This window comes from [Limnothrix rosea] IAM M-220, from assembly GCF_001904615.1.
Lineage (GTDB): Bacteria > Cyanobacteriota > Cyanobacteriia > Cyanobacteriales > MRBY01 > MRBY01.
Window position 1 is genome coordinate 14,568 of record NZ_MRBY01000026.1, and the last position, 22,831, is coordinate 37,398.

At 44.8% G+C, this 22,831-nt stretch carries 21 protein-coding genes and 1 tRNA gene; 13 read left to right on the plus strand and 9 right to left on the minus strand.

The window, feature by feature from the left end; genetic code table 11:
* Positions 1 to 232: 232 nt before the first annotated feature.
* The 6 genes from NIES208_RS11235 to NIES208_RS11260 all read right to left on the minus strand — a co-directional run bounded on the left by NIES208_RS11235 (position 233) and on the right by NIES208_RS11260 (position 5,349).
* Positions 233 to 763, minus strand: coding sequence for a phycobiliprotein lyase (locus tag NIES208_RS11235; RefSeq protein WP_075892767.1), 531 nt, complete (start codon positions 761 to 763; stop codon positions 233 to 235).
* 210 nt (positions 764 to 973) lie between these two features.
* Positions 974 to 1,174: a hypothetical protein gene (locus tag NIES208_RS11240; protein WP_216349400.1), complete on the minus strand. Its 201-nt coding sequence runs from the start codon at positions 1,172 to 1,174 to the stop codon at positions 974 to 976.
* A gap of 225 nt (positions 1,175 to 1,399) precedes the next feature.
* Positions 1,400 to 1,612 carry a fimbrial protein gene (locus NIES208_RS11245; protein ID WP_084176607.1) on the minus strand — a complete coding sequence of 71 codons (213 nt, stop codon included), beginning with the start codon at positions 1,610 to 1,612 and terminating at the stop codon, positions 1,400 to 1,402.
* Between the two features lie 87 nt (positions 1,613 to 1,699).
* A complete protein-coding gene (locus tag NIES208_RS11250) occupies positions 1,700 to 2,188 on the minus strand; it encodes a DUF1499 domain-containing protein (protein ID WP_075892773.1) in 489 nt (162 codons plus the stop codon).
* A gap of 50 nt (positions 2,189 to 2,238) precedes the next feature.
* The gene (locus tag NIES208_RS11255; protein WP_084176608.1) at positions 2,239 to 4,029 is read right to left on the minus strand and encodes an O-linked N-acetylglucosamine transferase family protein; all 1,791 of its coding nucleotides are present in this window, start codon (positions 4,027 to 4,029) and stop codon (positions 2,239 to 2,241) included.
* 99 nt (positions 4,030 to 4,128) lie between these two features.
* Complete coding sequence (locus tag NIES208_RS11260) at positions 4,129 to 5,349, minus strand: site-2 protease family protein (protein WP_075892777.1); 1,221 nt, start codon at positions 5,347 to 5,349, stop codon at positions 4,129 to 4,131.
* A gap of 128 nt (positions 5,350 to 5,477) precedes the next feature.
* On the opposite strand from NIES208_RS11260, the gene NIES208_RS11265 reads away from it, so the two are divergent.
* The 10 genes from NIES208_RS11265 (at position 5,478) to NIES208_RS11315 (ending at position 16,419) form a co-directional block, all read left to right on the plus strand.
* Positions 5,478 to 5,551, plus strand: a tRNA-Pro gene (locus NIES208_RS11265).
* Positions 5,552 to 6,052: 501 nt separating this feature from the next.
* A complete protein-coding gene (locus NIES208_RS11270; protein ID WP_075892779.1) occupies positions 6,053 to 6,859 on the plus strand; it encodes a response regulator transcription factor in 807 nt (268 codons plus the stop codon).
* A gap of 265 nt (positions 6,860 to 7,124) precedes the next feature.
* Positions 7,125 to 8,759, plus strand: coding sequence for an ABC transporter substrate-binding protein (locus NIES208_RS11280; protein ID WP_075892783.1), 1,635 nt, complete (start codon positions 7,125 to 7,127; stop codon positions 8,757 to 8,759).
* Between the two features lie 19 nt (positions 8,760 to 8,778).
* Positions 8,779 to 9,618, plus strand: a complete 840-nt coding sequence (gene ntrB, locus NIES208_RS11285) for a nitrate ABC transporter permease (protein ID WP_075892785.1) — start codon at positions 8,779 to 8,781, stop codon at positions 9,616 to 9,618.
* Entirely contained in the window at positions 9,618 to 10,511 is an 894-nt protein-coding gene (locus tag NIES208_RS11290; RefSeq protein WP_075892787.1) for an ABC transporter ATP-binding protein, read from the plus strand. Before ntrB ends, NIES208_RS11290 begins: the two co-directional genes overlap by 1 nt.
* Positions 10,512 to 10,568: 57 nt before the next feature.
* Entirely contained in the window at positions 10,569 to 11,012 is a 444-nt protein-coding gene (gene cynS, locus NIES208_RS11295; protein WP_075892835.1) for a cyanase, read from the plus strand.
* A gap of 102 nt (positions 11,013 to 11,114) precedes the next feature.
* Positions 11,115 to 11,591, plus strand: a complete 477-nt coding sequence (locus tag NIES208_RS11300; RefSeq protein WP_075892789.1) for a nuclear transport factor 2 family protein — start codon at positions 11,115 to 11,117, stop codon at positions 11,589 to 11,591.
* 701 nt (positions 11,592 to 12,292) lie between these two features.
* Positions 12,293 to 13,027, plus strand: coding sequence for a hypothetical protein (locus NIES208_RS11305; RefSeq protein WP_075892791.1), 735 nt, complete (start codon positions 12,293 to 12,295; stop codon positions 13,025 to 13,027).
* 204 nt (positions 13,028 to 13,231) lie between these two features.
* The gene (locus NIES208_RS11310; protein ID WP_225875297.1) at positions 13,232 to 15,088 is read left to right on the plus strand and encodes an alpha/beta hydrolase; all 1,857 of its coding nucleotides are present in this window, start codon (positions 13,232 to 13,234) and stop codon (positions 15,086 to 15,088) included.
* 56 nt (positions 15,089 to 15,144) lie between these two features.
* A complete protein-coding gene (locus NIES208_RS11315) occupies positions 15,145 to 16,419 on the plus strand; it encodes a valine--pyruvate transaminase (RefSeq protein WP_075892795.1) in 1,275 nt (424 codons plus the stop codon).
* 268 nt (positions 16,420 to 16,687) lie between these two features.
* Here the strand turns inward: NIES208_RS11315 and psaJ are convergent, their stop codons facing one another.
* Both psaJ and NIES208_RS11325 read right to left on the minus strand, forming a co-directional pair.
* The gene (psaJ, locus tag NIES208_RS11320) at positions 16,688 to 16,807 is read right to left on the minus strand and encodes a photosystem I reaction center subunit IX (protein ID WP_075892797.1); all 120 of its coding nucleotides are present in this window, start codon (positions 16,805 to 16,807) and stop codon (positions 16,688 to 16,690) included.
* Between the two features lie 46 nt (positions 16,808 to 16,853).
* Positions 16,854 to 17,366, minus strand: coding sequence for a Photosystem I reaction center subunit III (locus NIES208_RS11325; protein ID WP_075892799.1), 513 nt, complete (start codon positions 17,364 to 17,366; stop codon positions 16,854 to 16,856).
* Between the two features lie 155 nt (positions 17,367 to 17,521).
* Here NIES208_RS11325 and tsaD point away from each other — a divergent pair, with 155 nt between their 5' ends.
* The 3 genes from tsaD to NIES208_RS11340 all read left to right on the plus strand — a co-directional run bounded on the left by tsaD (position 17,522) and on the right by NIES208_RS11340 (position 21,922).
* Positions 17,522 to 18,586, plus strand: coding sequence for a tRNA (adenosine(37)-N6)-threonylcarbamoyltransferase complex transferase subunit TsaD (gene tsaD, locus NIES208_RS11330; RefSeq protein ID WP_075892801.1), 1,065 nt, complete (start codon positions 17,522 to 17,524; stop codon positions 18,584 to 18,586).
* Between the two features lie 134 nt (positions 18,587 to 18,720).
* Complete coding sequence (locus NIES208_RS11335; protein WP_075892803.1) at positions 18,721 to 19,671, plus strand: phosphate/phosphite/phosphonate ABC transporter substrate-binding protein; 951 nt, start codon at positions 18,721 to 18,723, stop codon at positions 19,669 to 19,671.
* 34 nt (positions 19,672 to 19,705) lie between these two features.
* A complete protein-coding gene (locus tag NIES208_RS11340) occupies positions 19,706 to 21,922 on the plus strand; it encodes a HAMP domain-containing histidine kinase (RefSeq protein WP_075892805.1) in 2,217 nt (738 codons plus the stop codon).
* Here the strand turns inward: NIES208_RS11340 and purU are convergent.
* Complete coding sequence (purU, locus tag NIES208_RS11345) at positions 21,919 to 22,767, minus strand: formyltetrahydrofolate deformylase (RefSeq protein WP_075892807.1); 849 nt, start codon at positions 22,765 to 22,767, stop codon at positions 21,919 to 21,921. The two genes, NIES208_RS11340 and purU, sit on opposite strands and share 4 nt — an antisense overlap.
* Between the last annotated feature and the right edge of the window lie 64 nt (positions 22,768 to 22,831).

Here is a 22,831-nt window from a genome sequence, read left to right on the forward strand (position 1 = left end):
GGAAGTACGACGCGGTGAATGGAAGAGCGAGAGATCGGGAGATGTTTTTATGCAAACAATCCTCGCTTTCAAAAAATGCAAATTTTCGTTGCTTCCCCCTGTCTCTCCCTCTCCGTGTCTCCTTTTCTCTAAAGAATTTTGGCTACATTCTTATCCATAACTGACGTTAATTATTGAATTATGGCACATTTATTTCTATGGGCTTGATAGTTCTTCGCTTGACTTGAATGCCTTAGAGGACGCGCGTTTCTAAGTATTGCCCGACCATTACTTCCTGTCCGGCTTTAGAGATGATAGTTTGGCGAGTGCGATGGCCTTGGCCAATAAATTTAATTTCTTCCTCGAATGCTGCTCCGTCGTAGGCTGTTGCTAAATGTAATACTTCTGGGCTGGGGATCGCAAAGGTGGCAACGATTGGTCTGGGTGTGGAAAAACCGCGATCGCGATACATTTTATTGTCTTGAATGCCGAAGAGGGTTTCTCCTTGTAATGGTTTACGCTGGACGTTGGTGTAGGTACTTTCCCAGACAATTTTTGCGCCGCAACTAAAGGGGATTGGTTGTGTTAGTCCGTGCTTTTTAGCTAGCTCTAGTAGTTCGGGGCGATCGCCTTCTAGAAAGAACACTTCCAGCTGAGAATCCGCTTCTAATACAGGATCATTTGTAGAATTGAGGGTGTAGTAGCGCCGCTGCGAATGCCATTTACCGACTGATCGCTGTAAAAATTCTGTGACGATTGTTGGGGAAACCGAGCAAAGCTTCATTCTGCAAACACTCTTTAGCTTAATTATTTCTGGAGTTTGTCAATAGACTCTATTGCTATTGTTACATTTATTTATGTTGTGCCACAAGTCCCTAGGCACATTCGTTGTTGGGACTTTGGTTGATAGCATGGGCTAGAAAGTCGGGGCGATCGCCTTTCGTGCAAAGAAGACAAGGGATCGCCTATTACAGATGTGCAGCACAATCAGCCCTTAGCGAATGTATTCCCACTTTTGCTGAATCAACGCCAGAAATGTCGCATAGCCCTCAGAGCTAGAAGGTAAATCAGGCTTATGGTACTTGGGAAATTCCGTGTAGGGCTTCCAAGGTTCAAAGGAACTAAGACGCAAATGCAATACACCTACTGATGTTCCGCCGTTGGGACTCCAAGTCATTTGTCCAACCTGTTTCACTCTAACTCCTTGCACTGAGCATTTTTTAGTAATTAATACTCAATTATGGAGATCTATTTAAAAGTCGCGGTAAGAATTGTTACAAAGAGTTTGGCAAAAGAGGCAAAATATGCTTTCTGGTGCAATGGAACTAGATTAATTATCCAATTTAACCTAGTGAGAGAGATCGCCAACGTTATACAGGCTCATGATTTCTATGGAGAACGATAAAAAAAGAAGAAAAGTCTAAAGTTCTTGTGTTACTGATATTTTGCCGCGGGTCACAGAGCGAATAATCCGGTTAATGGCTCTTCTTTCATCTTCGGATAGGTTGTCGTCTAAAGATGCCGCCAATAAACCGTAGCGATCGCCCAATTTTAATTTACCTGAATCAGAAACTGAGGCAAGCATCTCAGATACGGCTCCGGGTAAAAGTCGAACTTTGGGAAGGGACATCATTATTTTGGCTAAGATTTCTCTATTTATATAATCCAAAAAAATCTGTCCCTATTGGGTGATTTCAAAGTTCATTTTTTGTGATTTAAATCACATTTTTGGCGAAAGTTCTAAATCCTGTAAGGCCAAACGAATTTGCTCGAGGCGACGTTTGTTAACACCAAGGTCTGATTCGCCAAGGCGAGACGCAGAGCGAATATGAATAATATCTTCATCCTCAGGGAAATAGAATTCTACGTCATCGACAAATCCAAGGAGACGGCTACTAGACTCAGCGCGCAAGTAGGTATCTGTGGCCTCAATAATCTTTGTGCGAGGCACAACGCTTAAAACATCTTCTAGGGCCTGCCGAACGGTGGCGCGATCGCCGACATAGGAGATGGGGGCAATGGCATGGGTCGCGTCGGTATCTTCACTCACAACACAGTTTGGTGTCGCGGGGCAGGGGGTGAGGTGGTTGCCTCTAACGCCGAGATTATCCGGAGAAGAGCCGGGAAATAGAGCAGCAGCGGAACTAATCCCTGGGTTTAGACACCAGAGCAAACCAACAAGCACAACGGCACAAATACGAAACAACATAGGTTAATTAATCGCAAAAAAATAAATAATGCTCTCTATGCTAAACAAAATTAGCGGCTAATATCAGTGCTAATTTCAATGGGACGGCGGGATTGGTTTTGCTGTAGGGTGTTGTGATTTTCGAGCAGGTAGGCGATCGCCCGTTTAAAATGCTGGGGTTCATCGGTAGAAAAGAGCTTTTCATCGAGGTCAATATTACGGAGGCGATCGTTCACCCCTTGGCGATAGGCCGTATTGTCCACAAGCTTTAGAGCAAGTTTGACATAGTCATTGGCATTGGTTGTGACGAGCTCGGCCATGCCGATTTGTCTTAACAGCTGAGAACCGATACGATTCGCCCATTTTTTACCTTCGTAGCCCACAATGGGTTTGCGTAAATAGATATTGTCGAGCATGACATTAGACCCACCAAATGGATAGGAATCCAACGTAAAATCTCCTTCTTCTAGTAATGCCATGTAGTCGTTATCGGGTTGTCCAAGAATAATTTCAAAGGCATCGCTCGGCAAAATGGCAGACAGATCGCCGATGAGAGGGATTAAGCCATTTTTACGGAGGGAGTGGCTAGTAAAGAAGCGGAAAAATACTTTTTTAGTCGCTTTTTTTTGGATATAGCCTAATAATTTAATCAGTGGCTCATTCATTTTTTGGCCAAGCCATGGACAGTTGATAACGACTTCAGATCGAGCTTTTTTGGGATGGTGCAGTTCATAGTGAGGGCATTGGTAAACAGCGCCATTACCGGGGAGCAAAATAAGTTTTTCGTCGTAATGTTTCGCTGCGAGGGAGCGGATTTCCACAGCTCCGCCAGACATCATATAGTCAATTTCAGAGCCATAGGTGCTAACGGGGTGACCTGTACTAACAATTTGGATAGGTGCAATGCGTAAATTTGAAAGTAAGATACTTTCTGGACTCATGCCAATATCTAAAAAATAGGCGATCGCAAAATCATTTTGGCGGATAGGTTCAATCTCCAAAGCCCCATCTACAATTTCTAAGGGAATAACTTCTTTAAATAAGGCTTGATCCACATCGGCTAACTTTGAGCCGAGGTAAATGAGTGTTAGTTCATAATCTGGAACCAAAGCTTTTAAATAGGCGTAAAGGGTTCGATATACAGAATGGTTTTGGTGGCAAAAAGCGGTGATGACGGCAATTTTCCGTGGATTGGGATTAGAGTTTTGAATCTTTGCTGTTTGGCAAAAAGTATTGGCTCGAATTGCTTGGTTTAGACGTTGTTTAATGGGGCGATCGCCCTCATGGTTAATGTAGGTGGAGCCATAATAGACATCCGCAATATTGGCAAACTCCACTAATCTTTCGTCATCGGCATAGGCAATGTGGTTACGGAGATTTTTGCGGGCGATGGGGTTGACTTGAGCGGAGAGATACAGCTCGATGTAATAGGAATACCAGTGGCTAGCAAGGGTCGCATTGGTATCAAATAACAAAGGATAATCGATGGTCGTTGTGCAGCGAGGGTTTAATAAGGTGAGAATTTTAATAAAATTTTGCGGCTGCTTCTGCAACATTTGCAGATAATAATCCGTTGTTTTTTGGTGGGAAATGGCTGTTAAATTGGCAATAACTGGGTTGAGTTGGATAAATCGTAGGGCATGGCGATCGCCGACAATGTAGTCCGGCTGGGAAAATAAATACAGAAAATTTTTAATAAAAACATCAACAAAATATTCCAGCTCCGGCGTAGCCTCCGTATAAAGCACCGTTTCAAAATGGGTCAGTACTTCAATAAAGGCTTCTGATAACTGGTCATACTGGCCGTTGAGATAAAGCTGAAGATAGGTTTTGGGATTAAAAGTCGGCTGGGAATCTTGCACAATAAAATGTCTTGGCTCACGTGGGGCGATCGCTCACCAATTCAACGTTTTTTGTATTCTTTTTTTTGCATTATAAAGGACACAAAAGCTGGCAGTACCTCAACTTTCGTCTTGGAGTTGGGCGGCAATTTCGACGACGGGAAATCCCTTCGGATAGATGCGTTCAGCCCGTATTTTCTGGATTTCTTCAGGGGACAATTCTAAACCGTATTGCTTGGCGATCGCCTGGGTGATTTGGGCACGATCAATAATGCCAGCGACAGCGCCAGCGGGAGAAAGCACCGTAATAAAATTATCTTCTAGGGCCTCTAAACGACAAATAACCTGCGCTAAATTTGTGTCCTCGGTCACAGATTCAAGCTGTTCAAGGGCGATCGCAATGTCGTTCAGCTCTAAACTATCCCATTGACTCCGCTCAATATTTTGCAAACTATTTGACCGAATTAACCCGCGGTAACGTCCTTCTGAACTCGCAAAAATTGCTTTTTTAGGAGCCATGGTTAACTGAGGCAGCACATATTTTTCGGTAAATTCCACGAGAGACAGATGGGCATTAACGACTCGAAAATCCCGGGTCATCACTTCGTGAGCCGTTAGGGACAAAAGAATACTCTGTAGATCAGAAAAACGCTCGTAGGAACTAGCATTGCGGAAAATAAACCAGCCAAGGAGTGCCACCCATAGCCCCATAAAATCGCCGGCCAGTAGGACAACGAATAGTCCTAAGGCAACAGCGAGGCTACCGAGTAATTTGCCACTTGTTGCCGCATAACGGACTCCCTTGAGGCGATCGCCCGTTGCTTTCCAAATAATCGCCTTTAACATTTGACCGCCATCTAACGGCAGTCCCGGGACTAAATTAAATAGGGCCAGAATTAAATTAATGCGTGAAATATCCCGTGCAAAAAAATTAATTAGACTAGGTTCTGGCGAATAAACTCGAATGCCATAGCACAGCCCAAAAATCGCAAGACTGACTAAGGGGCCGGCGATCGCCACCGCAAAAGCTTCAAAAGGCGTTTTCGACTCCCGTTCAATCGATGCCAACCCACCAAACAAAAATAGCGTAATCGACTTCACCTGAATGCCCTGAGCCTGAGCCGTCAAGCTATGACCAAGCTCATGGAGTAGTACCGACAGAAATAACAACAATGCCATCGTTAATCCCATCAGCCACGCTAGCCACGTTGAGCCGGCGATCGCCTTTACTGCCACATCATTCGCATCAACACTTGTGACGAGAAAGAGGATCAAAAACCATGAGCGATCAACGAATAGCGGGATGCCAAATAAAGCCCCTACCTGCCAATTCTTCTGCATAACTTACAAAATGATAAGGACGAGAAATAACTCGAAGCCATCGTTATCATAACAACTCCCGAATTTCTTGACGCAAAAAGCTTGCCATTCTGAAAAAATGCGTCTAGAATGTAAAACTGTTGAGAAATCGGGGCGTAGCGCAGCTTGGTAGCGCACCACTTTGGGGTAGTGGGGGTCGTGGGTTCAAATCCCGCCGCTCCGACTCTAATAAAACAGTCGAAAATATCACCCTTCAAGCGAAACTTCCAAAATATCTTTTGGGAGTTTTTTTGATGCTTTCACATTACGTTTTTTTGCTCAAGCCACTGGTTTAAAACGAATTATTTATTCAGCAATATATTTATTCAGCAATATATTTATTCAGCAATATATTTATTCAGCAATATAATGAATTGCGATTTATTTTATTGTCTAGCTCCATCGAAGACACCGAGCTTTAACCGACGACACAAAAGCGTCAACAAGGGACTTATTTTGTTGCTCGATTATTTTGAGAACAGCATTCGGACTAGTTTTATCGACCGATCAAACAATTTTTGCAACGTCTTAAATCACCAAGAAAAGTCGCAAGCTATTTTTTTGTGACTTTTACTACTGTAACTTTTACTACATTTACATTTAAACGAGTAGTCCCTAATGGATGACATTAAGCTTTATGGTCGATCGCCATAGGTTTTTTGCTAGTGCTTGATTTGGTATATCGATGACAAAAATTTTAATCATTGAAGACGAAGCACAAACTCGCAATGTCTTTCTTCGATGCTTAGAGATTGAAGGTTTTGATACCTGTGCCGCAAGTAATGCCCTAGATGGACTTGAGCTGGCCTTGCGTGAGCAACCGGATCTGATTGTTTGTGACATCCTTATGCCGGATCAAACGGGTTATTTTGTTTTATCTAAATTGCGGCGATCGCCCCAAACGGCCGCGATTCCTTTTATCTTTCTTACGGCAAAGGTCACCATGTCTGAATTGCGCCAAGGTATGCAATTGGGAGCCGATGACTATCTCACGAAACCCTGTACGGTTGAGCAATTTCTAGAGGCGATCGCCGTTCGCTTACAACGTCACCAAGATGTAATCATTAGCCAATCCAATCAAAACCCGAGTACGGGTATAGCATCCCAACCAGTTACGAACAGATTTGACGAATCAGAAAGTCTAGATTTTTGCTTTCCCCATAATGAGACTTTAAACCCGATTTTCCGATTTATTGAGACCCATTACAATCAATCAGTAAAGCTCGATGAGATTGCAAGGGAAGTGGGCTATTCTCCGGCCTATTTAACCAATTTAGTGCAAAAAGAAACCGGGCGAACTATTAAGCAATGGATTATTGCCCGACGAATGATGCAGGCACGAAAACTCCTTAAAAACACCACCCAAACAGTTAGAGAAATCGCCAACCATTGCGGTTACCCCGATGCCGGTTACTTCACGAGTCAATTTCGCAAGTTCCACGACGAAACGCCTTTAAAATGGCGCAAAACAGCAACAATTGCTACAAAATAAATAATTATTTTTTTAGACAGAAAACAAAGAGTATCAACATTTAGATCATGCCTTCTGTAGTTGATTTAACAAAAAAAAGCCTTTTTGACATTAGTAAAAAAAGTGCATAAAAAAACAACATTTTCACCAAAAAAAGTCCCATGTCCATTATCGAAGTAGCTGCTAATATGATGAACATCTTTCAGCAATTTTATTGAAACACCAAACAAGAGTGAAAACACAATTTCTTTGGTTTCAATTGTCAATTTTTTAGTGGGCGTGGACTATGACTTTGATTTCAGCGCAGCAAACATTACGAGGTTTGGGGCAATCTAGTTTGAACCCTAGCCGCTCTAATCTACAAACACTTTGTGCAACTTGTGGTGAGTATCATGCCGCTGGTGGTCATGCGGACTTTATGGCGACAATGCCTCAAGATCCCGTGGAACTTGTCGATGATTTCGTCAAGATGGGACTTTATCAGGAAAATCAATTGCAAGCCGCTGATGGCGTTAATGCTTACGAATTAAGAAAAGCGCTATTTCTCAAGCGTGTGGGTCGGGGTAGCCCCAAGCGAGAAAAGCTCATTTTGGATCTGTGTCAGCAGGCTGGTGGCCTTGATAATGCGATGGCTGCGGCGTTTGGCTCCAAAGCTGGTCTCTTTTTCTCGGATGCGATTCGTAATGGTCAGCAGACTCGCCGCGAATTTTTACGCAATATGGCAGTGGGTGCTGCACTCGTGAGTTTGGCGAGTTGTGGTCAAGATACGGCTCCTCCGGCTGGTGATGAGCCGGCAGATGTGGAAGTTGGCGACCTAGAAAAAACGGATTTGCAAATTGGTTTTATTCCGATTACTTGTGCAACGCCCATTATTATGTCGGAGCCTCTGGGCTTCTATGAGAAGTATGGTTTTAATGCCAAGGTTGTGAAAATGCCGAGTTGGGGGGCGGTCAGAGATTCGGCGATCGCCGGCGAATTAGATGCCTATCACATGCTTGCCCCCATGCCCATCGCCATGACCCTCGGCCTTGGTTCCGGTGCCTTCGGTGTGAAGCTCGCTAGCATCGAAAACATTAACGGTCAAGCCATTACCGTTGCCGAACGTCACAAAGGCAAAGTTAATGGCCCCGCTGACTTTAAAGGCTTCACCATCGGCGTGCCATTCCCCTACTCCATGCACAATCTCCTATTGCGGTATTACCTCGCCACAGGCGGTATCGATCCCGACGTGGATGTGCAAATTCGTCCCGTTCCCCCACCAGATAGCATTGCCCAGCTCATCGCCGGTGATATTGACGCATATCTCATGCCCGATCCCTTTAACCAACGCGCAGTATACGAAGGGGCAGGCTTTATCCATATGCTCACTAAGGAATTGTGGCCGGGTCATCCCTGTTGTGCCTTTGCAGCCAGCGACCAGTGGATTGACGCAAACCCCAATACATTCCGCGCTCTTAATAAATCCATTATTGAAGCAGCAGCCTACGCCCAAGTGCCAGAGAACCGCCCAGAGATTGCCAAGGCGATTTCCGAGCGGGCATTCCTCAACCAACCCGTCGAAGTTGTGGAAGCAGTGCTTACTGGAAAATTTGACGATGGTAACGGTAATACCCTCGATATTCCCGACCGAATTGGGTTTGATCCCTATCCTTGGCAGAGTTTTGCGAACTGGATTTCGTCTCAGCTCGTGCGTTGGGATCTCCAAGGTGATGATCTTGCGCCCACGATTATTCCAGAGAAAGGTTACGACACCGTTGGCACAGATGTCTTCCTCACCGACTTAGCACGGGAATTAGCCACAGAACTGGGTCTAGAAGCTCCAGAGGAAATCTATCGGGAAGAAACCCTCAAGTTTGACACTTTTGATCCCGCTGACCCCGCTGCCTATGTGCAACAGCAAATTGATGAATATGGCGTTTAATTTTTAGGAGTTTTTTACCATGGCAGTCACTAGTAAACGACTACCAAAATCAGCCTACGCCCGACCGAAAGAATCCCTTTGGCAAAACGAAAATTTTCTGGCATTTTTGCTATTTCTCGGTGCGCTGATTACCTTTCTCACCGTCTGGGAAATCGGCGCTCGCATGGAGCTTCTCGCCAAGGGGATGCCTACTGCTTCTAAAACCCTTGAGGAATTGTGGTGGTGGACGACCCACCCCTTTTTCGACAATGGCCCTAATGACTTGGGGATTGGGTGGAATTTACTGATTAGTCTCCGGCGGGTGGCGATCGGCTATATTGCAGCTTCTGTGGTCGCTGTCCCCCTCGGAATTTTAATCGGCATTTCTCCCATCGCCAGAAAAGGTTTCAATCCTTTTATCCAGCTGCTGAAGCCCGTTTCTCCCTTGGCTTGGCTACCCCTCGGTCTCTATATCCTGCGCGATTCGGAGCAGACTGGTGTCTTTATCATCTTCATTTCTAGTATCTGGCCGACATTAATTAATACCTCCTTTGGTGTTGCGAATGTCAGTAAAGAATATTTGGACGTGACAAAAACCCTTGGTGCTTCTCGCTTCCGAACTATTTTTAAGGTAATTATTCCAGCTGCCCTGCCCAACATTTTGTCGGGTCTCAGGATCAGTATGGGGATTGCTTGGCTGGTGATTGTCGCGGCAGAAATGCTGTTGGGAACGGGGCTCGGCTATTTCATTTGGAATGAGTGGAATAACTTATATATTCCCAATATTCTGGTGGCGATTTTTATCATCGGTTTGGTCGGTTTAATTCTAGATAGTTGCTTTGCGGCTGTCGAAAAGTTTGTTGCATTTGGTCGAAAATAATGAGTGTTACGCCCGTGAATCACGCAACTCCCCTCACACCGGAAGATACTTTTTCTGATACGGCTCAACTTTCGATTCGTAATGTAACTAAGGTCTTCCACGGTAAACAAAGTTTATTAGACAAGGTCACTGGTAAAAAAACGAAGGATTTTGTGGCGATCGAGGATATTAGTCTTGATATCGAACCGAATACCTTTGTTTCGATTATTGGCCCTTCTGGCTGTGGTAAGTCTACTTTGCTCGATATGATCGCAGGTCTCTCGCCTGTTACCTCTGGTGAAATTCGCCTGAATGGTATGCCAATCACTGGGCCGGGGCCAGACCGGGGCATGGTGTTCCAGAGTTATGCGCTGATGCCTTGGATGACTGTTGAAGAAAATCTTTATTTTGCGGTGGAAACGGTTTATCCGGATATGCCGAAAAAGCAAATCCAACGCACGATTAAAGAGCATATTCAGTTAGTCGGTTTGACTGGTGCGGAGAAAAAGCATCCCCACGAGATTTCTGGTGGGATGAAACAGCGGGTGGGTATTGCCCGTGCTCTGGCGATTAATCCACAAATGTTGTTGATGGATGAGCCGTTTGGGGCATTGGATGCGTTAACTCGTGGTTTTTTGCAGGATGAGATTGAACGGATCTGGGAGCGGGAACGGAAAACGGTAATTATGATCACCCATAGTATTGATGAAGCGCTGCTTTTATCTGATCGGATTATTATGATGACCCGTGGTCCTGCGGCTGGTGTGGATGAGATTTTAGATGTGCCTTTTCCTCGCCCGCGTAATCGTGAGGAGTTGGATCAGTATCCGGCTTACCATGATCTGAAGGTGGAGATGGAGCGTCATTTATCTCGCGAAACGCGGGCTGTTGAGGCGGCGAGAATTACCCGCTAATCAACATACTGCGACTTTTTTACATTGTAATTTTTGATTTTTTAGAGGATTTGAATGATGGCAATTTCTGATGTAACGGAAAAGCTTTTGGCGGCAAAGAAGGCGGCTGGTGTTTCTTTTGCGGATTTGGAGGGGAAAGTGGGCCGTGATGAGGTGTGGATTGCGTCTGTTTTTTATCGTCAAGCGAGTGCTTCTGTGGAGGAGGCGACGAAGATTGTTGAGGCGATCGCCGCTGATGAGTCTTTGATTGAGCCTTTGACGGAATGTCCGGTGAAGGGGGGTTTAGATCCTTTGGTTCCGACTGATCCGCTCATCTACCGTTTTTATGAAATCATGCAGGTTTATGGGATGCCTGTGAAGGCGGTTGTCCATGAGAAGTTTGGGGACGGCATTATGAGTGCGATTGATTTTTCGATTGATGTGGAACGCGAAGAAGATCCGAAGGGCGATCGCGTGAAGGTTATTATGTGCGGTAAGTTCTTGCCCTACAAGAAATGGTAAGGCAGGGCTACTGAGCAAATAATGGTTTGATTGTGGCTGTTGGTGGAAACTGATAGTCACTTTTTTGTGAATTTTTCAGGGTAATCGAGGCTATTTAAAATTATGACTACAACGTCGAAAAAGTTAGTGCCGCCTTTTGATCGGGAGACGGCGATCGCCAAAGTACGGATGGCTGAGAATGCTTGGAATGGTCGCAACCCGGATAGGGTTTGTCTAGCCTACACCGAGGATAGTTTCTGGCGGAATCGGGCGGAAGTTTTTCAGGGTCGGGAAAATATTCGTGAGTTTCTGCGCCGTAAATGGGACAAAGAATTGAACTATCGTCTAGTAAAAGAACTGTGGGTCTACGGCGATGACCGGATTGCGGTGCGGTTTCAATATGAATGGCAGGATGATGCGGGGCAATGGTATCGCGCCTATGGTAATGAAAATTGGGAATTTGACGCAGCGGGTTTGATGCGCCGTCGGGAAGCCAGTATTAATGACAAACCGATTGCTGCATCTGAGCGACGTTTTTTCTGGGATGCACCCGGCGATCGCCCCTTAGATCATCCCGGTTTAATTGATTCTCCCGAATAATTGATTGAACAACAAATGATATTTCAATCATTCCACTCTGGATTAAACGAGGGTGGATTTTTTGATGAAAATAATTAGCTTATCTTGCAAAACCAAGAGGAAAATGACTGCTGCTTTGCTCTCAATTTGATGACATACCTCATATATATCAAAGCATTCGTCAGGATATGGAGCTGAAGTCAACCATTAGCAAAAGACCAAAGACTAATTTCAGTTAATGCTCAAAAGAGTCGCTATCTAACCGATAAGCAGAGAGAACAGTACCGCATAAATAAAAAAGTGTAGACTTGTTCTCACTTCATTCACTTGCCTTACCGACAGACGATTTAACTTTAGACTAAGCAAAAAAAGATAGAGGCTGCACTACTATTGCAGCTTAAACAAGTCAAAACGCTTAGGCAGAACAAAATCCAGTATTAGATAGCGCAGAAATCCCTGCTACTCCATATGTTCAGACATCACATTAAGGTAATTTAGTTGCTCCTAACCCTCGCAATAAGATTACTGAATGACAAACAGCCATTTACTTTAATCCTTCAATTATGCTCCATTAATAGTCAAGGTTGAGCTGTTGCTAGCTGTCTAAAAAATACCAATCTCACCCAGAAAATCTAAAGCTTCATCAAAGTTTCAATTAAGACTTCAATAAAAAGCAGCTTTTTTAACTAAGATTAGATTATTGAGCATTAAGGTTGAGTTAAATGTGGGCTAATAAATCAAAGGCACATCTTACGGCATATTTTCTCAGTGGTATTGCATTAGCTCTTGTCGCCGCAAGTATCTTGGGCTGGGCAATGTACTACTGGCCGCACCATAACTCTCTACAGTTTATGTTGACGCGTTTTTTTAATGTGGATGGGGAAAAGAATATTCCAGCTAGTTTTTCAACTTTGCTGCTTCTCGGTGCGTCGGTTTTGCTCGGTCGGATTTCTTTCATGCAGTTCAGGAGAAAGGCTCCTTTTACTCACTGGCTTGTGTTGTCCGTCGGTTTTTTGATGATGGCGATCGACGAATTCCTTTCTTTTCATGAGCGGCTGATGAAACCGGTGAAAACCTTATTAAATGTTGAAGATGTTGCAATTTTTCGCCATGCTTGGGTCATTCCCGCAGCACTTTTAATTCTTTTACTAATTCCATATTTTTGGAATTTTATGCGGCAGTTGCCAACTAGGACAGCGCGCATGTTTATTATTGCTGCCTCGCTTTATTTGGGAGGGGCTTTAGGGATCGAAGTGATTGGTGGGTATTATGCTTCGACGCAGGGATTTGACTTCATGTACAAGATGATCGCGACTGTTGAAGAAAGTTTAGAAATGGCTGGTGTGATTTTATTTATTCATGAGTTGATGATATTTATTGGTGATTCAAAGAATTGGCAGACTAAGCAGTCGGAGAATAAGATTGCGGCTGAGTCATCTAGTGAGTTTGCTGGGTAACGTCTTGTATCGCTGTTTAGCGCGTGATCTACGGCCTACCTTCATCGGTAGGTTTTTTGTTTGTTGTGTCCCAGATGCTTTGAGGTTGTGTTGCAAGGTTATCGGCGGCTGGGGTTGATAGCGATGTTGGAACCTTAGGCTTACTAGGTCAGTCAAACAAGCAAGCTACAGTAGGTTAGTTATGGGCGGGAGCTGCGAAAGGGAATGAGTATGGGCAAAAGTCGTCGCTTTGTGGCAAATTATGTCGGTGTTTTGATGGGGGCTGCCCTAGGTTTTGGCTTTGGTTCAGAGGCGATCGCCGCCGATACTTTGCGGTTACGGATTGGGCCTTTGCAGCAAACCTTAGCTGTTGATGATTTGGAAGCATTTGCAGAAACTGGCGAGCTACCGACAAACCTACGCCCCTATAAAAGTTTTCTGGGTTCTAATATGCGGAGCTTTCTGCGTAAAAGTTTGAATGTACAGCCGGAAGTTGCCACGCAGTTTTTGGACGAACTATGGCGATCGCCCGCCGGAAAAATTGTTTTAGATCAATTGCAAGTTGCCCTACCCAATAGTTCTGTGGATGGCTTAAAAAGTGCACTCAATAGCGTTGCTAGCCAAGAGCTTAATCTCAGTGCTTTAAATGTTTTACGAGCTTATCCAGCCAAGGAACTCACCGTAGATTTGACCGCCGTTGCGGGATTATTATTACAGGCAAATTTACCCAACCTGCAAAGTCAAATTCTCAGCCCAAAAATTACCAACGATTTAGAAATCGAGACCGAAACGGCAGTTGCAATTATTCCCCAAACCCTAGACCCCACTACCGCGGGTCAACAGGTGGTGCGCCGTCAAACGGTTGTGTTGCAAGATTATCAGCGGGATCGCACGATTCCCATTGATATTTATGATAGTCCTGTGGCAAAGGATCAACTCATTGTTTTGTCCCACGGTTTTGCTGCAAATCGTCGCTTTTTAGATTATTTGGGATATCACCTCGCTTCCCATGGCTATACCGTCGTTACACCAGACCACCCCGGTAGTAATGTGCAGTCGCTATTTAATTCGGGTTTAACCTTTGAAAATCTATTGCCGGCTGAGGAGTTTATCGAGCGGCCAAAAGATATTAGTTTTGTTTTAGATGAGTTGGAAAATCTTGACGAATTAGCGGAATTTCAAGGTCGTTTTACAACGGATGATGTGACGATCATTGGCCATTCTTTTGGAGGATATACGGCTCTAGCTTTAGCGGGTGGCGTTGTCGATCCCCCTGCCATTCGGAACCACTGTCATCAATCTAATCCCCTGATGCGATCGCCGGGCGACTGGCTCCAATGTGCGGCTTCAGATTTACCCTATGGACGTTTAAATTTACGGGATGAACGGATCAAACAGGCGATCGCCCTCAACCCGATTATTGGAGAAGTCTTTGGGGCTGAAGGCCTCGGCCAGATCAAGATTCCGACAATGGTGCTGACAGGAACAAAGGATGCCATCACACCGAGCCTAACCCACCAACTTTTACCCTTTAACAAATTAGGAGGCGATAAATATTTAGTCGTCGCTGACGGCGCAACCCACATGAGCGTGACGGATTTGAGTAATCGAGATAGCCCCCTTTCACGCAGCACCCTAGTGCCGGAAGTCATGGGCAAGGAAGCAGAACCCGTTCGCCAAATGTTGAAAGCCCTCAGTCTGAGTTTTGTGGAACGACGAGAAGCAACGGCGGAAAATTATGACAGTTTTTTATCCCCCGGCTACGTACAATCTCTTTCGAGTGAAACAATTCAATTGCGCTTCACCCAAGAAATTTCGGTAGAGCTCAATCAATTTCTGAGCCATTTACCCCAAGCAAAAATTCAAGTTGCTCGCGCCCAACAATTACAATTTCCGCCCCAAGAAAAATCCGTTTTTAGCTTTTGGCGATCGCCCCACAAATCAGAATTACAACCCTACCCAACAGGCATTTTAAACGCCAATTTAGCGCCACTATTTACAGCCACCCAAGAAATTGAAGCCCATAATTTTTACTCCGTTGCCTATCTCGATGCCATGCCGTTAACCGAGCAATGGCACTAGATAGTTCGTATTAGACAACAGGGTAAGATAAAACATTGCCATTGATTCCAAGTCCTATGTCCCAGTCTGTCCAGCTCTCTAAATTTGGTACGCAAATGTCCCGTCTCACGGGTGTGCGCGCCATTATGAAAGATATTATCGATACCCTCAAGGCCGGAACTGGACAAGAATTTATTAATCTCAGTGCAGGCAATCCTGTGATCATTCCCGAAGTGGAGCAGCTTTGGCGAGACTGCACAGCGGATTTATTAGCAAGTTCTGAATATGGTGAAGTGGTTTGCCGTTATGGCTCTTCCCAAGGCTATGAACCACTCATTGAGGCGATCGCCGCGGATTTTAATCAACGTTACGGCTTAAATCTCACCAGCGACAATATCGTCATCACACCCGGCTCCCAATCCCTTTACTTCCTCGCCGCCAATGCCTTTGGGGGATACGACGCAGGCGATCGCCTCAAAGAAATTATTTTGCCCCTCAGCCCAGACTACACAGGTTATGGCGGCGTGAGCTTATACCCCGAAGCCGTGAAAGCCTTTAAGCCGAGCCTCGATATTGACCAAAAAAACCACCGTTTTAAATATCGCCCCGACTTTAACCAACTAAAAATCGACGAAAACACTGGCTGTGTCATTTTTTCGCGTCCTTGCAACCCCACAGGCAATGTCCTAACCAACGAAGAAACTCAAAAAATCGCAGATTTAGCCGCCACCTATGACGTACCCGTCTTAGTCGATTCCGCCTATGCACCACCTTTCCCCGCTTTAAATTTCACCGAAATGAAACCATTATTTGGCGGCAATGTGCTCCATTGCTTGAGTCTGTCAAAGGCGGGTTTACCCGGTGAGCGAGTCGGCATTGCCATTGGCGAACCAAAGTTTGTCGGAATTTTACAGGCCTTTCTCACAAACGCTTGTATCCACTCCTCCCGCTACGGTCAGGCGATCGCCACCAGAGCAATCCAATCAGGAGCCCTAGCAGACATCGCCCTTAACATTATCCGCCCCTACTACCAAAATAAAATCGAATTACTGTCCAGTAAGCTCGACGCATTAATGCCCAGCGATATCCCTTGGTATCTCCACCGTGGCGAAGGCGCAATCTTTGCATGGCTATGGTTCGATGAGTTACCCATGACTGACTGGGAACTATACCAAGAACTAAAAAAAGTGGGAGTCATCGTCGTGCCCGGCAGCCCCTTTTTCCCCGGCTTACGAGAAGAGTGGCAACACAAACAACAATGTCTCCGCATTAGCCTCACCGCAACCAACAGTGAAATCGAAACAGCCGTCGAACAACTCGCTACTTTAGTGAAAGAAGTTTATGGCAAATAAAAAAGCCCCCTTCCCAAAGGAGTCGAAGAGTGGATTTTCTCTAAATTACGCAACCAACTGAAACCCCTTCCTTACCCAAAAAACTCCCCAAAGAAGACAAAGACTCATTCCTCAAATTCATTCAAAATCACGATAATTTCACCAGCTTCATAAACTTGTTTATTCAGAGCCGTTCGTTCACTACTGAAAAAGTAAAAAAGGTACAGAATCAAAATTAATTCTATACCTCTAAATTTATATCTTTTTTTGTTTTAGTAAAAACCGATTTTTATCCCAAAGGATGGAACAACAGATCGGGGAAAAAACGATTAAACTCAATTAAAATACCAGCCGTAAAAACCATCATTGCGGTTAGAAGAACTGGTGCAGAAGATAAAAATTTATCCATGTGTTTTACTCCAGAAAGTAATGACTAAACCTGAGCAGAATTTTCTCTAGCGAGGAGAAATGGGGACTTCGCCTTCCTTCGCAGTAAGCTCACCAGAAGTGAATTCCTTGAGAGCTGCTAGAGGCCATGCAAAGCCAGTTAGCATCACTTTAATTGCGAGGGGAACATCAATGATGATTTCCTTCATCGCAGCAGTTTTGGGATCCTTACGGACTTCGATGAGGTAGGCGCGGCCAACCCAACCAATCCAACCGGCGACGAATAGAAATAAAACGCTAGGGATCAAGAAATCACCAGCGTGGTCGAGGCGACCATCAACAATAAGGCGGGGCAGACCCTCGGGGCCACAAAGCGCCTCAGAGTACATCTCTGCGCGCTTTTGACCAGATTCGGGGTCTGCGGTGGTGTTGCGGAAGTTCTTTGCTCTGTTTTGGAATGCGGCAGACTCACTACAGGGAGTAAGGTGAGTCAAAGAATCAGCTTGTACAGGTGTCGCAAAGCCAAACCACAAGGTTAAAGAAAGAGCAAAGGCGCAAACAACAGCTACGAAACGTTGCATAAGTTTGTTTCCTTTTGTTACAAAATAGTTAAGTTTTTTGTACAAAAGATACGCCAATCCATTTGTACTTCGGAAGCAATATTAATGGTAATAGCGTATCCAGTAAAGGCAAAAAAGGTTAAAGTTATTAACTTAAATCTAAGTTATACCGATATATGGGTATTGTTTTAGCAATCGAAACAAGTTGTGATGAAACTGCCGTTGCAATTGTTAATAATCGTAAAGTTCTAGGTAATGTTGTTGCTTCACAAATCGACATACATCGAGAGTTTGGCGGGGTCGTTCCTGAGGTTGCTTCTCGCCACCATTTAGAAAGTATTAATGTCTGTATCGCCAGTGTTTTTGAGCAGGCGGGTTTTGGTTGGGATGAGGTTGAGGCGATCGCCGCGACCTGTGCGCCGGGATTGGTGGGGGCGTTATTAGTCGGGGCTTCGGCAGCAAAAACCCTCGCGATGCTAAAACAAAAACCTTTTATCGGTGTGCATCATTTGGAAGGTCATATTTATGCGAGCTATCTCAGTCAGCCGGATTTAGAGCCGCCTTTTTTGTGTTTGCTGGTTTCGGGCGGCCATACGAGTTTTATTGAGGTCAAAAGCTGCGGTGAGTATGAATTGCTCGGACAAACTCGTGACGATGCGGCGGGGGAGGCTTTTGATAAGGTGGCGCGGCTGTTAGGGGTGGGTTATCCGGGTGGCCCTGTGATTGATCGGTTGGCGAAGGAGGGCAATCCACGCGCTTTTCCGTTGCCGGAAGGTCGCATTTCGTTGCCGGAAGGTGGCTATCACCCCTATGACTGTAGTTTTAGTGGTTTGAAAACGGCGGTTTTGTATCTGGTGCAAAGGCTAGAAAAAGAGGGGAAAGATATTCCTGTCAATGATATTGCGGCTAGTTTTCAATATACGGTGGCCAAGGCGCTCACGAAACGAGCGGTGCGATGTGCCGGCGATCGCCAACTGCAGACCATTGTGGTGGGTGGTGGTGTTGCGGCTAATAGTGGTTTACGGCAAACCCTGACTGCTGCTGCCCAAAAAGCAGGGATTGCGGTACATTTTCCGCCTTTGAAGTTTTGTACTGATAATGCCGCGATGATTGCCTGTGCTGCCGCAGAACATTTTGACCGGGGTGATCGCAGTACTTTGGATTTGCCTGTGCAATCCCGCTTACCGATCACCGAAGTTGCGTCTTTATATGACACAGCAGAAGTGTTGCCAAACCTTTAACCCAAGAAGGTTTAACTCGTACGTATAATAATTCCAGATCGCTACGGATCGGGGCAAAAAGTCGCTGTAGACAAATTAAAGCTCATCTCCTTGCCTCTTCGTCACGACAATTGCGAAATATTTTGCTCAACCATATGCGCCACTTTTTTTGCACGGGGGCGATCGCCTTTTTGCTAATCTATGGCTGTTCTAGGCCAGCCCCTGATTCGTCCCGTCAGCCCCCTCCGGCGGATGTTGATAGCCAAGCATCGGTAGTTGAGCAGGCGGAGGAAGACAATGAATCCCTAGAAAAACTCACCATTGTGATTTTGCCGGATCGATCTAGTCCAGAGCGGACGGAGAAGATTGCCGCATTACAACAATATTTGGTGGAGACGTTAGCAATTCCAGTCGAACTTAATGTGGCCAGTGATTATGAAAATGCCGTCGAGCAACTGGTCAATGGCACAGTGAATATGGCTTATCTGGGGCCATTAACCTACATTCAAGCGAAGGAACAAAATCCTAGCATTGAGGCGATCGCCGCTCCCATTGACGAAAATAGCGGGAGACCTTGGTACACAGGGGTCATCATTGGCCACACAGACATAACCACCCTTGAGGATCTAAAAGGTCGACGCTTTAGCTTTGTCAATGACGCTTCTACATCGGGTTTTTTATTACCCAGCTATGAATTTAAAAACCTTGATATCGATCCAGAAAGGGATTTTGCCGCGGTACATTTCGGTGAGACCCATGACCAAACTTTGCAGCTGCTACTCCAAGGAAAAGTGGAGGCGATCGCCATCAATCGCGCCACCTACAACAAAGCCCTAGAAACTGACATACTAGACTCTGAAAAAATTCAGCTCCTTTGGGAGTCAGATCCCATTACCAATGCTCCTATTGTCGTGTCAGGATCTGTACCAGAGAGCTTTAAACCCATCCTTCAAAAAGCCCTAATTGAAGCCCCGGCAGGATTAGTGAGCGTCAGTGTTTCAGAAGCTCAGGGTTACACTATTGTGGAAGATGGTGACTACGAAACGATCCGCCAGCTCTATCAAAATTATCAACAGCAGGCTCAAGAAGAAGACTCCGGCGTTTAGGAGTTTAATGCCATTTTCTGGTTGACCACGTTCTATGAAAATCTCTACCAAATTTTTTAGTTCATCCCTCGGTCTTGGCGCTTTAATTATCGCTTTGGTCAGTGGTGCCAATATTTGGATACAGCTGCAAGAGCTACGGATTGAAACCAGAGAAAGTGCTGTCCGCGCAAGACAGGAGCAATATACCCAGCTTCGGCTATTGCTCGATGAGCAGATTATTGGTTTAAAGGATTTTCTCGTACTCAATCGCGACCCAGAAGAAATTGAACGCTACCAAAAAGCAAAATCGGGTTTTGTCCTTACCCTCGAAGAGCTGCGGGCAGAATATCCCGAAAAAGAAGCCCTAATTTTTCTAGAGCAACGCTATCAAAATATCCGTGCCATTGCCGATCGCCTCGGAGACACCGTCGAAAATGACTCTATTTTGCAACAGGATATCCGCAGTATTAATTTTTTTCGCCGTGATATTGAGCTTTATCTCAATGAATTAGAGCAAGAGGTCGAAAGTCAAATCTTGGCGGCGATCGCCGAAAAAAAAGACCTAAACCAACTTTTTGCCCGGATTATTTGGGTTGTTGTACTGTTCATCGTGGCGCTCATGGTGCTGCAATATCAGGCGATCGTGAGCCCCGTACTAGCCTCCTTAGATCGTCTTAGCAAAGGCGCAAAACACTTAAGCAATGGTGATTTTGAGTACCGCCTCAATATTCAAGGCAGTGACGAACTCGCCCATGTGGCTCAAACCTTTGATCGGATGACAGCCGCACTAGCAACAGCCTACGAAGACTTAGAATTTAAAGTTAATCAACGCACCGCTCAAATCGAACAAAAAAATGCAGTTTTAAAAGATGAAATCCTTAAACGCGAAGTCATTGAAGAAGAATTGCGGCGTATTTTTGAAGATACAAAACAATCGCAACAGCTACTATCGAGCATCATTAATGCCACTCCCGATTGGATTTTTGTGAAAGATACTAACTTTCGGTTTGTACTCGTTAACGATAGTTTTGCCAGCCACTTTCAGCTGAACCACGAAGATATTATCGGTAGAACTATTTCAGAAATTCTAACGACTCAAGATTTAGGCGAGGGTATCACAAGTAAAGATGAAAAAATCATTCGCCAAGAAGATGAAGAGATTTTATTAGGAAAAACAGTACATAACCCCAGCGACCATGTCACAGATGTTCATGGTATTGAATATGTTTTAGACACCCAAAAAATACCGTTATTAGATGAAGAGAAAAATGTAGTTGGTATCTTAGGCGTTTCGCGGGATATTACAGATCGGCATTTAGCCATCGAAGCCTTAGAACAATCAGAAGGGGAGTTACGCCAAAAAGCTGATGAGTTGGAAAAAACGTTACAGCAGTTACGGCAAACCCAAACCCAGATTGTGCAGAGTGAAAAGATGTCGAGTCTCGGGCAAATGGTGGCGGGAGTCGCCCATGAGATTAATAATCCTGTGAATTTTATTTTTGGCAATATCAACCATGCGCGGGATTATATTAGCGATTTGCTGGGATTGATCGAGCTGTACCGTACTGAATATCCGGAGCCGAGCCAAACTATCCAGGCAGAAATTGAAGTGATTGAGCTGGATTATGTTATTGAGGATATGCCCAAACTTTTATCTTCAATGATGGTGGGAGCAGAGCGTATTCGAGAAATTGTGAAATCCCTGCGGGTTTTTTCACGCCTAGATGAGTCGGAAATGAAGCAGGTGGATATCCATGCGGGTATTGATAGTACGTTAATGATTTTGCAAAATCGTCTTAAGAAAAGCCAAGAACGGGGGGCGATCGCCATCGAGCGACAATATGGAGAGTTGCCGTTAGTCGAATGCTATGCGGGTCAGCTCAATCAAGTATTTATGAATATTTTGAGCAATGGCATTGATGCTCTTGATGACTATAATGCCCGGCGATCGCCAGCAGAAAAGCAAGCAAAACCGAGTCGCATTACAATCAAGACAGAAAAACAAGCACCCACTCCCGATTTATCCGGCCGGATTAGGATTCGCATTATCGATAATGGACCCGGTATTCCAGAAAAAGTGAGACAGCGTTTATTTGAACCGTTTTTTACGACAAAAGAAGTGGGTAAGGGAACCGGTTTAGGATTGTCAATTTCCCACTCAATTATTGTAGAAAAACATGGAGGGGAGTTAACTTGTTTTTCTGAGGAAGATCAAGGAACTGAATTCATCATTGAAATTCCCATCAAAGCAAAAAAAATGATGGCTTCCTAGGCAAATACAACGGTTCGATTCCCGTAAACTAAAACGCGATTTTGTAAGTGCAATCTGACGGCGCGGGACAAAACGACTCGCTCTAGATCTTTGCCTTTACGAATTAAATCTTTGACATCGTCTCTGTGGCTGACTCGCACGACATCTTGTTCTATGATGGGGCCTTCATCTAAATCTTGGGTGACGTAGTGGGCGGTTGCGCCAATGATTTTAACGCCGCGGTCGTGGGCACGATGGTAGGGTTTAGCGCCAGCAAAAGCTGGTAAAAAGGAATGGTGAATATTAATCACATGGTTGAATTTTTGCAAGAAATTAGGGCTAAGCACCTGCATATATTTAGCCAAAATTACTAAATCAATCTTGTACTGTTTTAGTAATTCTAATTGTTTTTGTTCTTGATCAATTTTTGTTTCTTTTGTAATGGGAATATGGTGGAAATCAATGCCAAATTGTGTGGCGATCGCCGCTAACTTTTCGTGATTGCTCATGATGAGCGGGATGGAGGCTGGCAATTCCTTCGCCTGTTGTCGCCATAAAAGATCCAATAAACAATGATCTTGCTTTGTCACCCAAATGGCAAGGCGGGGAATTTGATCGGAAAAATGCAGTTTCCAAGTGGCATTCCATGGCTTGGCGATCGCCCCAAAGGCAGGATCGATCACTTCTCTTGGTAAATTAAAGCCTGCTAATTCCCACTCAATCCGCGTGAGAAATAGCCCTGCGCTAAAGTCGGTATGCTGGTCGGCGTGGATGATATTGCCGCCGTTCGAATAAATAAAGTTCGCGATTTTAGCAACAAGTCCCTGTTGGTCAGGGCAAGAAACGAGAAGGGTAGCTGTGGGCATTGAGACGTAATTAAAGAAACAAAAGTGTAGGGAAATGGCAACGAAAAAACACTGATAAATTAAT

Coding starts and splice junctions, on each gene's coding strand:
- cynS (WP_075892835.1), top strand. CDS start 10,569: ATGGCAATTTCTGATGTAACGGAAAAGCTTTTGGCGGCAAAGAAGGCG.
- NIES208_RS11340 (WP_075892805.1), top strand. CDS start 19,706: ATGAAAATCTCTACCAAATTTTTTAGTTCATCCCTCGGTCTTGGCGCT.
- NIES208_RS11250 (WP_075892773.1), bottom strand. CDS start 2,188: ATGTTGTTTCGTATTTGTGCCGTTGTGCTTGTTGGTTTGCTCTGGTGT.
- NIES208_RS11290 (WP_075892787.1), top strand. CDS start 9,618: ATGAGTGTTACGCCCGTGAATCACGCAACTCCCCTCACACCGGAAGAT.
- NIES208_RS11270 (WP_075892779.1), top strand. CDS start 6,053: ATGACAAAAATTTTAATCATTGAAGACGAAGCACAAACTCGCAATGTC.
- psaJ (WP_075892797.1), bottom strand. CDS start 16,807: ATGGATAAATTTTTATCTTCTGCACCAGTTCTTCTAACCGCAATGATG.
- NIES208_RS11235 (WP_075892767.1), bottom strand. CDS start 763: ATGAAGCTTTGCTCGGTTTCCCCAACAATCGTCACAGAATTTTTACAG.
- NIES208_RS11280 (WP_075892783.1), top strand. CDS start 7,125: ATGACTTTGATTTCAGCGCAGCAAACATTACGAGGTTTGGGGCAATCT.
- NIES208_RS11335 (WP_075892803.1), top strand. CDS start 18,721: ATGCGCCACTTTTTTTGCACGGGGGCGATCGCCTTTTTGCTAATCTAT.
- NIES208_RS11325 (WP_075892799.1), bottom strand. CDS start 17,366: ATGCAACGTTTCGTAGCTGTTGTTTGCGCCTTTGCTCTTTCTTTAACC.
- NIES208_RS11305 (WP_075892791.1), top strand. CDS start 12,293: ATGTGGGCTAATAAATCAAAGGCACATCTTACGGCATATTTTCTCAGT.
- NIES208_RS11315 (WP_075892795.1), top strand. CDS start 15,145: ATGTCCCAGTCTGTCCAGCTCTCTAAATTTGGTACGCAAATGTCCCGT.
- ntrB (WP_075892785.1), top strand. CDS start 8,779: ATGGCAGTCACTAGTAAACGACTACCAAAATCAGCCTACGCCCGACCG.
- NIES208_RS11245 (WP_084176607.1), bottom strand. CDS start 1,612: ATGATGTCCCTTCCCAAAGTTCGACTTTTACCCGGAGCCGTATCTGAG.
- purU (WP_075892807.1), bottom strand. CDS start 22,767: ATGCCCACAGCTACCCTTCTCGTTTCTTGCCCTGACCAACAGGGACTT.
- tsaD (WP_075892801.1), top strand. CDS start 17,522: ATGGGTATTGTTTTAGCAATCGAAACAAGTTGTGATGAAACTGCCGTT.
- NIES208_RS11300 (WP_075892789.1), top strand. CDS start 11,115: ATGACTACAACGTCGAAAAAGTTAGTGCCGCCTTTTGATCGGGAGACG.
- NIES208_RS11260 (WP_075892777.1), bottom strand. CDS start 5,349: ATGCAGAAGAATTGGCAGGTAGGGGCTTTATTTGGCATCCCGCTATTC.
- NIES208_RS11310 (WP_225875297.1), top strand. CDS start 13,232: ATGAGTATGGGCAAAAGTCGTCGCTTTGTGGCAAATTATGTCGGTGTT.